Origin of the sequence: Pseudonocardia kujensis, assembly GCF_021283305.1 — a bacterium.
Classification (GTDB): Bacteria; Actinomycetota; Actinomycetes; order Mycobacteriales; family Pseudonocardiaceae; genus Pseudonocardia; species Pseudonocardia kujensis.
Map to the genome: position 1 here is coordinate 1 of NZ_JAJSOK010000121.1, position 11,942 is coordinate 11,942.

General features: G+C 75.1%; 9 protein-coding genes. 7 read left to right on the plus strand and 2 right to left on the minus strand.

The features are described from left to right. The first annotated feature begins 1,142 nt into the window (after positions 1-1,142). The 6 genes from LWC35_RS37970 to LWC35_RS37995 all read left to right on the plus strand — a co-directional run bounded on the left by LWC35_RS37970 (position 1,143) and on the right by LWC35_RS37995 (position 8,544). The gene (locus tag LWC35_RS37970; RefSeq protein WP_051737102.1) at positions 1,143-1,961 is read left to right on the plus strand and encodes a TIGR02569 family protein; all 819 of its coding nucleotides are present in this window, start codon (positions 1,143-1,145) and stop codon (positions 1,959-1,961) included. Positions 1,962-2,139: 178 nt separating this feature from the next. After that, positions 2,140-3,543, plus strand: coding sequence for an MFS transporter (locus LWC35_RS37975; RefSeq protein ID WP_372463176.1), 1,404 nt, complete (start codon positions 2,140-2,142; stop codon positions 3,541-3,543). A gap of 72 nt (positions 3,544-3,615) precedes the next feature. After that, complete coding sequence (nirB, locus tag LWC35_RS37980; protein ID WP_308194755.1) at positions 3,616-6,171, plus strand: nitrite reductase large subunit NirB; 2,556 nt, start codon at positions 3,616-3,618, stop codon at positions 6,169-6,171. Further along, on the plus strand, positions 6,171-6,542 hold the full coding sequence (gene nirD / locus LWC35_RS37985) for a nitrite reductase small subunit NirD (RefSeq protein WP_232875390.1): 372 nt from the start codon (positions 6,171-6,173) through the stop codon (positions 6,540-6,542). The genes nirB and nirD overlap by 1 nt, the downstream gene beginning before the upstream one ends. A gap of 47 nt (positions 6,543-6,589) precedes the next feature. Further along, entirely contained in the window at positions 6,590-7,768 is a 1,179-nt protein-coding gene (locus LWC35_RS37990; RefSeq protein ID WP_232875392.1) for a uroporphyrinogen-III synthase, read from the plus strand. Then, positions 7,765-8,544 carry a sirohydrochlorin chelatase gene (locus LWC35_RS37995; protein ID WP_232875393.1) on the plus strand — a complete coding sequence of 260 codons (780 nt, stop codon included), beginning with the start codon at positions 7,765-7,767 and terminating at the stop codon, positions 8,542-8,544. Before LWC35_RS37990 ends, LWC35_RS37995 begins: the two co-directional genes overlap by 4 nt. A 404-nt stretch (positions 8,545-8,948) precedes the next feature. Here the strand turns inward: LWC35_RS37995 and LWC35_RS38000 are convergent, their stop codons facing one another. Together LWC35_RS38000 and LWC35_RS38005 are read right to left on the minus strand one after the other, a co-directional pair. Continuing rightward, positions 8,949-9,227, minus strand: a complete 279-nt coding sequence (locus tag LWC35_RS38000) for an MGMT family protein (protein ID WP_232875395.1) — start codon at positions 9,225-9,227, stop codon at positions 8,949-8,951. Then, a complete protein-coding gene (locus tag LWC35_RS38005; RefSeq protein WP_232875397.1) occupies positions 9,227-10,000 on the minus strand; it encodes an alpha/beta fold hydrolase in 774 nt (257 codons plus the stop codon). Before LWC35_RS38005 ends, LWC35_RS38000 begins: the two co-directional genes overlap by 1 nt. A 485-nt stretch (positions 10,001-10,485) precedes the next feature. On the opposite strand from LWC35_RS38005, the gene LWC35_RS38010 reads away from it, so the two are divergent. Further along, positions 10,486-11,942: UvrD-helicase domain-containing protein (locus LWC35_RS38010; protein WP_232875399.1), on the plus strand; the 1,457-nt coding region annotated here is incomplete at its 3' end.

Genomic DNA, 11,942 nt, shown 5'->3' on the forward strand with positions numbered 1-11,942 from the left:
GGTCGGGGGTGCGGACGGCGGGAGCGGTGGAACCGCCGGATGCGGGCGGGTCGGTGCGGGCGGTGGAGCCGGTTGATCGTGCGACGGCCTCGCGCATCGCCGCAGCCGACGGGACGGCCGCGGCCGCGGTGGCGATGCCCGGCTCCTCGCCCCGCACAACGGAGTCGCTTCCCCCTCCACCCGGTCCACCGATCCCGCCGTCCGCACCCCCGACCCGGTCGCCCTCGGCGGCGCCACCGAACGGCGCGCTGCCGAGACGGTCGGCGAGCAGCAGCGGACCCGGGCGTCGCAGTCCACCGGCGGCTCGTCGGACGCGGCCGCGCGCGAGGCCGTCGCGCGGAAGTTCGCCGCGGTCGACGGAGCTGCACGGCAGTCGGAGCCTCAGCGCTCGTCCTCGACCGCACGTGCTCGTGGGGCAGCCGTGCGGTCGGCCGCCGAGCGTGCGTCGAACGGGCGCCCGGCCACGCCCTCCCCACGGTCCCGCACCTCCGAGCCGACAGGCCGGGACCGCGACGGCTCCGCCTCTGACGGAGGCCGGACACAGCAGCGGCGCGAGGCAGGGCCCGAGCCGGCCGGCAGCGGCGCGAGCCGGTCGGCCCGCGACAGCGCCTCCCACCGGGGGTACGCCGTCGCACACCGGGCCGAGGCCGCCTCGTCCACCCACCGCCCGGACCGCGCCCCCTCGTCCCTCGACCGTTCCGGCCGCGCCGGGTCGGGCCGCGACGGCTCGGACCACGACGCCGCGTCCCGGAACGCGAACGACTCCGAGCACCGGAACAGGTCGCACCGCTCGTCCCGGTCGGACGACGACCACCCGCACCATGACGCCCGGAGCTCCCACCAGGACGACGACCGGGCCGACCAGGACTGAGCGCCGCAGCCGCAGCCCCCGAGAACGCCAGACGCCGGCGGCGGTGCACCTCCTGTGGAGCACCGGTCCCGTGTGCGACGGCCCCGCGGACCGGCCGCGCCCGGCCAGGAGCCCCTCGCACCGATTCCCTCGCGCCCGTCCTCCAGCTCGTCGGCGGAGCACCGGGGCGTGCGGCGAGCACCGCTGACCCCGCCGCGCAACGATCAGCCTCCGCACCTTCTCCGCGTGGCAACACCTGATCCGCGGGTCCGCGCAGGTAGCGTGGCGCCCCGTGACGGCAGCACCGACGGTCCCGCAGGCGAGCGCGCTCCCCGAGCACGTCCGTGTCGCGTTCGGCGTGAAGGACGCGACGCCACGCCCCGTGGTGTGGGCCGGTCAGCGCGCCTGGCACTGCGGCGAGGTGCTGCTGCGCCCGGTGGCCGACAACGCGATGGCCGCGTGGTCCGCCGGCGTCCTGGAGACCCTGGACGTCGAGGCGGTCCGGCTGGCCCGCCCCGTCCGCTCGTCCGACGGCCGCTGGGTCGTCGCGGGCTGGGCCGCGTCCCGCTTCCTCGCCGGCGCCTCCGAGCCCCGGCACGACGACGTCGTCTCGGCCAGCCTGCGCCTGCACGCCGCGACCGCCACCGTCCAGCGCCCGCGCCTGCTGGACAACCGGGACGACCTGCTCGCCCGCTCGGCCGCCGCGGCGTTCGGCGAGCGCCGTTTCGCCCTCGACGAGGCCTCGGGCGGCCGGTTGTTCGCCGAGCTCGCGGCGCACCGCCGCCCGATGAAGTCGCCGCCGCAGGTCGTGCACGGCGAGCTGTTCGGCGCCGTGCTGTTCGACGGCGACGGCGTCCCCGTGGTCCTGGACCTCGTCCCGTTCTGGCGGCCGCCGGAGTGGGCGGCCGCGGTCGTCGTCGTCGACGCGATCGCCTGGGGCGGGGCCGACGAGGGGCTCATGGACCGCTGGGCACACCTCGACGAGTGGCCGCAGGCCCTGCTGCGCGCCGCGCTGTACCGGCTCGCCCTGCACGCCCAGCACCCCGACGCGTCGGCCCGCAGCGTGGCCGGGCTCGAGCGCGTCGCCGGGCTCGTCAGCGCCCGCCTCTGAGCCAACCCCGACCCACCTCACAGCCCTGACCTGCGCGATGTGACCTCACACCGCAGCTGAACGCAGGTGAGCGGGGCTTTGCGCCCGTGTCACACGGGGCCATTCCGGGGTAATCCCGGCTGCCTACCGTCCTGCGCATCCGAGCGACGTGACCACGGATGCGACCAGGAGGACCGGCGTGACAGCCACCGTAGAAGGACCGACCGACACGGAGACCAGGACCGTGTCCCGCGGCGTCGTCGGGGGGCGGTGGATCCGGCAGTGGGAACCGGAGGACGCCGGGTTCTGGGAGCGCACGGGCAAGGGGATCGCGAACCGGAACCTCTGGGCGTCGATCTTCGTCGAGCACGTCGGGTTCTCCGTCTGGACCTTGTGGTCGGTCTTCGTCCTGTTCATGGGCCCTGAGTACGGCGTCGACGCGGCCGGCAAGTTCTTCCTCGGCGCCACGGCGACGCTCGTGGGCGCGATCCTGCGGGTGCCCTACACCTTCGCCGTCGCCCGCTTCGGCGGTCGGAACTGGACCGTGGTCAGCGGCCTGATGCTGCTGATCCCGACGATCGCGGCGGCCTTCGTGCTCCAGCCGGGCACCCCGTACTCGGTGTTCGTGCTGATGGCGGCGCTGGCCGGCCTCGGCGGCGGCAACTTCGCCTCGTCGATGACGAACATCAACGCCTTCTTCCCCGAGGGCCGTAAGGGCACCGCCCTGGGCCTCAACGCGGGCGGCGGGAACCTCGGCGTCGCGGTGATCCAGCTGATCGCGCTGCTGATCATCGCCACCGCGGGCGCCTCGCACCCGAAGATCCTGCTCGCCGTCTACATCCCGCTGGTCGTGATCTGTTCGATCGTCGCGGCCTTCTCGATGGACAACATCGCGTCCGTCAGCAACGACAAGGGCGCCTTCTCGCTCGCCCTGAAGGAGCGCGACACCGGGATCATGTCGGTGCTCTACATCGGCACCTTCGGCTCGTTCATCGGCTACAGCTTCGCCTTCGGCCTGGTGCTGCAGACCCAGTTCGGCCGCACCCCGCTGCAGGCCGCGGCCGTGACCTTCATCGGCCCGCTGCTCGGTTCGTTCATCCGGCCCATCGGCGGCTGGATGGCCGACAAGATCGGCGGCGCGAAGGTCAGCGCGGTCAACTTCGGGCTCATGGCCGTGTCGGCGCTGGTCTGCATCCTCGCCTCGGGCACCGGCTCGCTGGCCCTGTTCACGCTCGGGTTCATCCTGCTGTTCGTCTTCTCGGGCATCGGCAACGGCTCGACCTACAAGATGATCCCGGCGATCTTCCGGCGGCAGGCGCTGGAGCGCATCGGCGAGGGTGCGGACCGGACCGCGGCGCTGTTGCACGCCCGCCGCGTCTCCGGCGCCGCGATCGGCCTGATCTCGGCGGTCGGTGCGCTCGGCGGCCTGCTCATCAACCTGGCGTTCCGCCAGTCCTTCGCGGCCACCAAGTCCGGCGTCCCGGCGTTCTGGGCCTTCCTGGCCTTCTACGTCCTCTGCGCCGGCCTCACCTGGGCGGTCTACCAGCGGCAGACCTCGACCGTCCGCAGCGGCGAGGGCCAGGCCGCGTTCGCCCGCGTCTGACCGGTCCCGCCCGGCAGCGCACCCCGCACGAACAGCACGAACCCGCACCCGGTGCGGGACAGGAGGTCACCAGTGACGGACACACGGCATCTCGTGGTGGTCGGCAACGGGATGGTCGGGCACCGGCTCGTCTCGGCGCTGCGCGACCGCGACGAGCACGGCGAGTGGCGGATCACGGTCCTGGGCGAGGAGACCCGGCAGGCGTACGACCGCGTGGCCCTGTCGTCGTACGTCGACGGGACGAGCGAGGAGGAGCTCCGGCTCGCCGAGCTCGTCGATCCCCTGGTGGACCTGCGCCTCGGCGACCCGGTGGTCGCGATCGACCGGGAGCGCCGCACCGTGCGCACCGCCTCCGGCGCCGCGCTGACCTACGACGCCCTGGTCCTCGCCACGGGCTCCGTGCCGTTCGTGCCCCCGGTGCCCGGCAAGGACCTGCCCAACTGCTTCGTCTATCGCACGCTCGACGACCTCGACGCGATCCAGGCGGCCGCCGCGGCCGCCGTCGCGAAGCCCGGCCCGGGCCGGCGCTCCGCGGTCGTGGTCGGCGGCGGCCTGCTGGGCCTGGAGGCGGCCCGCGCGATGCGGCTGCTCGGGCTGTCCCCGCAGGTCGTCGAGATCGCGCCGCGGCTGATGCCCGCCCAGGTCGACGAGGGCGGCGGCGCCCTGCTCCGCGAGCTGGTGACCGGCCAGGACATCGCGGTGCGCACGGGCGTGGCGGTCTCGGGCATCCGCGAGGAGCGGGACCGCCTGGTCGCCACCCTGTCCGACGAGGTGGAGCTCGACGCGGACCTCGTCGTCTTCTCCGCCGGCATCCGCGCCCAGGACGCCCTGGCCCGCTCCTGCGACCTCCCGGTCGGCGAGCGCGGCGGCGTGCTGGTCGACGCGAGGTGCCGCACGCACGACGAGAACATCTGGGCGATCGGCGAGTGCGCCGCGCTGGAGGGCCGCACGTACGGCCTGGTCGCGCCGGGCTACGCGATGGCCGAGGTCGTCGCGGACCGGCTCCTCGGCGGGCGGGCCACCATGACGCCCGAAGAGCTGGACATGTCGACCAAGCTCAAGCTGCTGGGCGTCGAGGTGGCCAGCTTCGGCGACGCGCACGCCACCACCGAGGGCGCACTCGAGGTCGTCGTCAACGACCCGGTGGCGGGCACCTACTCGAAGATCGTCGTGTCCGACGACGCGCAGACCCTGCTGGGCGGCGTGCTGGTCGGCGACGCGTCGAAGTACTCCACGCTGCGCCCGCTGGTCGGCGCGAAGCTCCCGGCGGACCCCGTCGCGATGATCGCGCCGGGTGGCGTCGAGCTGGGGGCGGACGCGCTTCCCGACTCCGCGCAGATCTGCTCCTGCAACGCGGTCACCAAGGGCACGCTGAAGAACGCCATCCACGCCGAGGGCTGCCGGACGGTCCCGGACCTCAAGGCGTGCACGAAGGCCGGCACCACCTGCGGCTCCTGCGTCCCGCTGCTGAAGAAGATGCTGGTCGACGAGGGCGTCGAGGTCTCCAAGGCCCTCTGCGAGCACTTCACGTACTCACGGGCCGAGCTGTTCGAGATCATCGCGAGCACCGGGATCCGGACCTTCACCGAGCTGGTGGAGAAGCACGGCACCGGCCGCGGCTGCGACCTCTGCAAGCCGGCGGTCGCGTCCATTCTCGCCAGCCTGGGCAACGGGCACATCCACGAGGGCGAGCAGGCCACCCTGCAGGACACCAACGACCACTTCCTCGCCAACATGCAGCGCAACGGCACGTACTCGGTGGTGCCGCGGATCGCCGGCGGCGAGATCACGCCCGAGGGCCTGATCGTGATCGGCGAGGTGGCGCGGGACTTCGGGCTCTACACGAAGATCACCGGTGGCCAGCGGATCGACATGTTCGGCGCCCGCGTCGAGCAGCTGCCGGCGATCTGGAAGCGCCTGGTCGACGCCGGGTTCGAGTCCGGCCACGCCTACGGCAAGTCGCTGCGCACCGTGAAGTCCTGCGTCGGGTCGAGCTGGTGCCGCTACGGCGTGCAGGACTCGGTCGGCATGGCCGTGCTGCTGGAGCTGCGCTACCGCGGCCTACGCAGCCCGCACAAGCTCAAGTCCGGCGTCTCGGGCTGTGCGCGCGAGTGCGCCGAGGCCCGGTCCAAGGACTTCGGCGTGATCGCCACGGAGAAGGGCTGGAACCTCTACGTCGGCGGCAACGGCGGCGCCACCCCCAAGCACGCCCAACTGCTCGTGCAGGACGTGGACCAGGAGACGCTGATCCGCACGATCGACCGCTACCTCATGTTCTACATCCGCACCGCGGACCGGCTGCAGCGCACGGCGCCGTGGCTGGAGGGCCTGGAGGGCGGCCTCGACCACCTGCGCGAGGTGATCGTCGACGACTCGCTCGGCATCTGCGCCGAGCTCGACGCGGCGATGGCCCTCCACGTCGAGAACTATGCCGACGAGTGGCGCGGGGTCCTCGAGGACCCGAAGAAGCTGGAGCGCTTCGTCTCCTTCGTCAACGAGCCGGGGACGCCCGACCCGACCATCTCGTTCGTGACCGAGCGCGGCCAGCCCGTCCCGGCGCCGCGGGCGGGTGATCCCGAACCCGTCCTCATCGGGGTGCCCGCCTTCGGCCGCCAGGAGGTTCAGTGATGACCACGACCGACGAGCGTCCCGCCGCCGAGACCCTGGACACCGACCTGCGGTGGGAGACGGCCTGCCCGCTCGAGCGGCTGCAGCCCGAGCGCGGGGTGGCGGCCCTGTTCGGGGACGAGCAGGTCGCGATCTTCCGCACCCACGACGGGTCGCTCCACGCCCTCGGCAACGTCGACCCCAGGTCCGGCGCGGCCGTGCTGTCCCGCGGGATCGTCGGGGACCGGGGCGGCGAGCCGATCGTCGCCTCGCCCGTGTACAAGGAGGCGTACAGCCTGGTCGACGGCCGGTGCCTCGACGCGCCGGGCGTCTCCGTCCCGGTCCACCCGGTCCGGCTGCGCGACGGGCTCGTGCAGATCGGGTTGCGGTGACCACTCCGGCGTTCGGTCTCGACCTCGACGTAGCGGAGAATGCACCGATGAGCGCCCCCACCACCACCGAGGCGCAGGTCCCTCCGCTGGCGGGCTTCACCGTCGGCGTCACCGCGGCCCGCCGGGCCGAGGAGCTGGGCACGATGCTCGAGCGCCGGGGGGCGTGCGTGCAGCACGGCCCGGCGCTGCGCATCGTGCCGCTGGCCGACGACGCCGAGCTCGAGGCCCGCACGCGCGACCTGATCGCGCGGCCGCCGGACGTCACCGTCGCCACGACCGGCATCGGCTTCCGCGGCTGGGTCGAGGCCGCCGACGGCTGGGGGATGGGCGAGGACCTGCTGGCCGCCCTGTCCCGCAGCGAGCTGCTGGCCCGCGGCCCGAAGGCCCGCGGGCAGATCCGGGCGTCCGGGCTGACCGAGGTGTGGTCGCCGCCGTCGGAGTCGTCCGCCGAGGTGCTGGACCACCTCCTCGAGCAGGGCGTCGACGGCCGCCGGATCGCGGTCCAGCTCCACGGCGAGCCCCTGCCCGACGTCGTCGAGGCGCTGGAGATGGCCGGCGCCGAGGTCGTCGAGGTGCCGGTCTACCGGTGGGTGCCGCCCGCCGACCTCGGGCCGCTGGACCGGCTGACCGATCTGGTGCTGGCCGGCGGCGTCGACATGCTGACGTTCACCAGCGCTCCCGCGGCGGCGAGCCTGCTGGCCCGGGCGGCGGAGCGCCGGATCCGGGACGAGCTGGTCGCGGCACTGCGCGGGCCGGTGCTGGTCGTGTGCGTCGGACCGGTCACCGCCGCGCCGCTGGAGGCCGTCGACGTCCGGACGGTGCAGCCGCAGCGCTCGCGCCTCGGGGCCATGGTCCGCGCGCTGGAGGCCGAGGCCCCGGCCCGCGCCCGGCGGCTGCCCGTGGGCGGGCACCGGCTGGAGCTGCGCGGGCACGCCGCCCTGGTCGACGGCGAGCTGAAGGCGGTGCCGCCCACCGGGATGGCCCTGCTGCGGGTGCTGGCCCGGCGTCCGGGGCGGGTGGTGTCGCGCGCCGAGCTGCTGCGCGCGCTGCCCGGTGGCGGCGACGACGAGCACGCCGTCGAGACGGCGATGGCCCGGCTGCGCTCGGCGCTGGGCGTGCCGAAGCTGATCCAGACCGTGGTGAAGCGCGGGTACCGGCTCGCGCTCGACCCCAACGTCGGCCCCACGCCGATGGGCGGGCACTGCGTCTCCGGGGACGAACGATGAGGGCGACCGCGCCGGGTCCGCCGAGCGACCTGTCCGTGCCGATGCAGGCGACGCCGCCGTCGGAGCAGTGGTCCGGGTCGCGGCCGCCGCTTGTCCTCGTCGCGCACGGGAGCCGGTCCGACGCCGCCGACGCGGTCGTCCAGGAGATCGCGGCCGGTGCGCGGGCCGCGCTGCCCGGGACCGAGGTGCGGGTCGGGTACGTCGACGTCCGGCGGCCGGCGGTCGCCGACGCGATCCGGGGGCTCGACGGGGCCGTGGTCCTGCCCGCCTTCCTGGCCTCCGGCTACCACGTGCGCACCGACCTGCCGGCGCAGCTCGCCGAGGCGGGAGCGGCCCCGGACCGGTTCGTGGTCACGCCCGCGCTCGGCCCCGACCCGCTGCTCGTCCGCGCGGCGCTGGCCCGGCTGGCCGCGGCCGGGCACCGGGTCGGCGACACGGTCGTCCTGGCGGCGGCCGGTTCCTCCGACGCCGCGGCCGTGGCCGAGGTGCGGGCCGCGGGGAAGACGCTGGCCGACGCCCTCGGGCGCGGCGCGCGGGTCGGGTTCGCCGCCACGGCCGCACCCCGGATCGACGCGCTGGTCGACGGCCTGCGCCGGGCGGGGTCCGAGCGGATCTCGGTGGTGTCCTGGCTGCTCGCACCCGGGGTGTTCCACACCCGCATCCGCGACTCGGGAGCCGACGTGGTGGGCGACCCGCTCGGCGCACACCCGGACGTCGTCGCCGCCGTGGTGCTGCGGTACCGCGCGGGCGTCGGGGTCGGGACGGTCGCGGCGTAGGTCGCTCCGGCGGCCGGCGCCGCTCACGACCGCCGAGACGAGACGCGACACCTGGTGCCGCAGGCGATCGTCGGGTGCGTTCCCCACCGTGCACGTGAGCAGCCACTCCACGATCACCGACACCCTGTTCCCCGATGATCGCGGTCCGAGTGCACGGAGGGCCCGCACACAAGCCCGCGGCGCGCACACGGGGTGACCACGGAGAGACGCGAGTCCCGACGACACGAAGAGGATCAGCAGCTGGGCGCACCCGACAACCCCTTACCGAGCCGTGAGTGCGCGCCCTCGAAGATCGTCCTCGCACCGGACTGCTGATCATGGCTGAGGTCGGCGAGGTGTCGCTCGATCACCGGACGGGTGGGTCGACCGGGGGCTCCTCGGTGCCGGTCACACCGAACCGCTGGTCAGCGGCGGTCGCGCGGGAGGCGTCCGTCGACCAGGAGCACGCCCTCGGCCCGCAGCCGCGCGGACTGTTCCTGCGCGATGTGGGGGGCGCAGGTGCCGTTCGCGCGCAGGACGCGGTGCCAGGGCAGGTCGTGGCCGTCCTCCGCGAGGATCCGGCCCACCAGCCGGGCGCGGCCGGGAATGCCGGCCTCTGCGGCGACCCGGCCGTACGTACTGGTCGCGCCGGGCGGGATCGCGGCGACCACGGCGCGCACCCGCTCGAGCGTCTCCTCGTCCATCAGCCCTCCAGGAAGCCCCGCAGGCGCCCCGCGACCTCGGCGGTCCGCTCCAGGTACAGCATGTGCCCGCTGTCCACCGGGGTGATCGTGAGGTCCGCGCCCAGCTCGGTGCGGCAGGCCTCGAGCCACTTCTCCGACACGAAGTCGGCGCCGGTCGCCGGCATGATCAGCGTCGGCCGGCCCGCCGGCGGCACCACGGCCTCGCGCGCCATCTCGCCCCACGCGGCCACCAGCGCCGCACGCGAGTAGCGCCACCGCCAGGCGCCGTCCCGCTGCTCGAGATGGGCCTCGACCTCCGCGTCGACCAGCTCGGGCGGCACCCCCGCCCAGCTCTCCTCCTTGGCCGCACGCGCCGCCTCCCGGTCGGGGTACGACTCGTCCGCCCGGGACTCCTCGGCGGTCTGCAGCATGTCCTCCGGGTCGAGCCCGATCGCCGGGTCGAGCAACACCAGCCTCGTGACGCGCTCCGGCGCCGCGCGGGTGAGGTGGGTCGCGATCGCCCCACCGAACGAGTGCCCGACGACGGTCGCCCGCTCGATCCCGTGCGCGTCGAGCACCGCGAGCGCATCGGCGACGTGCTGTTCCAGGCGCCACGGCGGCGCCCACGGCGACCGGCCGTGCCCCCGGAGGTCGACACCGAGCCAGCGCAGCGCCGGCAACGCCTCGGTGAGCGGCCGGAAGCGCAGGCCGTGCCCGGTCACGCCGTGCAGGGCGAGCACCGGGGCGCCGGCGGGGTCGCCGGCGAGGTGGACGTGGAGGGGAGCCTCGGGCATGCGGTGATCGTGCCACCCCGCCCCGACAGGACCGGGCGTGATCCGCCCTCCGTGCCATGGGCGACACAGGAGTAGTGCTGGTGCGACCGTGAGGTGACGCTCGCAACGATCAACGCCCCCGCGGGCCGCGCGAGTGTCACCTGAGCGTCGTCGGGACGGCAGTCCTGTCACTCTCGGAACGATCACCCCTCGGCGCCCCCGGGGCCTCGCGGCCCGCTTCCCCGCCACGAGCGGGACAGGAGCGCTGCCGGCGCGACCGTGAGGTGACGCTCGCAACGATCAACGCCTCCGCGGGCCGCACTAGTGTCACCTGAGCGTCGTCGGGACGGCGGCCCCGTCACTCTCGGAACGATCACCCCTCGGCGCCCCTCCGCTGGCGCCGGTCTCGCGGGCCCGGCGACGCGACTCCTCGACTCCCTGCCTCGGCGACTCCGCGACCACTCCCCGCGTGGAACTGTCGGTGGGGCGTGGTCGAATCTCGGACCGTGACCCCCGATCCCGCCCGCCGTGCCGCGGTCGACGGCCTGCCCGTCGGCGGCGGGCGTGCCAGTGCGGCCGAGGGACCGTTGCTGGTGCGCCCGCCCCGGCCCGCGGCGCCGGAACCGGAGTGGGAGGCGGCGGCGCGGCGGGTCGTCGAGCACGCGGCCGGGCCGCTGCGCGTGATCGGCGGCCCGGGCACGGGCAAGACCACCGTCCTGCTCGAGAGCGTGGCGCGCCGCGTCCGGGCCGGGGTCGACCCGGGACGCATCCTGCTGCTGGTGGGCAGCCGGCGCGCCGCCGCGGACCTGCGTGAGCGCCTCGTCCGTCTGATCCACCCGGACGACCCGGCCGCCACCGCCCTCCAGGCCCGCACCTCGCGCGAGATGCTGGTGCGCACGGTGCACTCGTACGCGTTCGGGATCATGCGGCTGCACGCGGCGCGCGCGGGCGACCCGCCGCCCCGGCTGCTCGCGGGTGCGGAGCAGGACGCGGTGGTCCGCGACCTCCTGGCCGGTGAGATCGCGAACTGGAACGGCAGCGTCCCCGGATCGGGCTGGCCCGAGCGGCTGCGGCCCGCGCTGGGCATCCCGGCCTTCGCCGCCGAGCTGCGCGAGCTGCTGCTGCGCGCGGAGGAGCGCGGGCTCGGCCCCGAGGAGCTCCTCGCACTGGGGGAGCGGCACGGCGTGCCGGAATGGGAGGCGGCGGGCCGCTTCTTCCGCACGTACGAGCAGGTCATCCTGCTGCGCGGCGCCGCCGGCGGGGCCGCGCCGCAGGCCACCGCTCCCGCCCTCGACTCCGCGGAGCTGGTCGCCGCGGCGCTCGACGCGCTGGCGTTCGACCCCGAGCTGCTCCACACCGAGCGGGAGCGGGTCCGCCACCTCCTGGTCGACGACGCGCAGGATCTCGATCCCCAGCAGCTCGAGCTGGTCCGGGTGCTCGCCCGCACCGCGACCAGCACGCTGGTCGCCGGCGATCCCGACCAGGCCGTCCTCGGGTTCCGGGGCGCCGACCCGGACGGCCTGCGCGCGGTCGACGCACCCACCGCCGTGCTGACCGTCGACCACCGCCAGCGGGACGCGGTCCGCGCGGCGGGCGCCCGCCTGGCGTCGCGGCTGGCCGGGTCCGGCGAAGGCCGGCTGCGGGTGGCGCCGGCGTCGTTGGCGCACGAGCCGCACGAGGTCCCGGACCCCGGCTCCGTGCTGGTCCGCACGTTCTCGTCGGCGGCCACGGAGGCGGCCTGGATCGCCGACCGGCTGCGTCGCGCCCACCTGGTCGAGGGCGTGCCGTGGGCGGAGATGGCGGTGCTGTCCCGGTCGGCACGGCGGACGCTGCCCGCGTTGCGCCGCGCGCTGGTCGCGGCCGGTGTCCCGATCGCGGCACCGCCGGAGGAGCTGCCGCTCGCGCGTCAGCCCGCCGTGCTGCCGTTCCTGCTGATCCTGAGGGCCGCCACCCGGCCCGAGGA

Coding starts and splice junctions, on each gene's coding strand:
- nirD (WP_232875390.1), top strand. CDS start 6,171: ATGACCACGACCGACGAGCGTCCCGCCGCCGAGACCCTGGACACCGAC.
- LWC35_RS37990 (WP_232875392.1), top strand. CDS start 6,590: ATGAGCGCCCCCACCACCACCGAGGCGCAGGTCCCTCCGCTGGCGGGC.
- LWC35_RS37995 (WP_232875393.1), top strand. CDS start 7,765: ATGAGGGCGACCGCGCCGGGTCCGCCGAGCGACCTGTCCGTGCCGATG.
- LWC35_RS38000 (WP_232875395.1), bottom strand. CDS start 9,227: ATGGACGAGGAGACGCTCGAGCGGGTGCGCGCCGTGGTCGCCGCGATC.
- LWC35_RS38005 (WP_232875397.1), bottom strand. CDS start 10,000: ATGCCCGAGGCTCCCCTCCACGTCCACCTCGCCGGCGACCCCGCCGGC.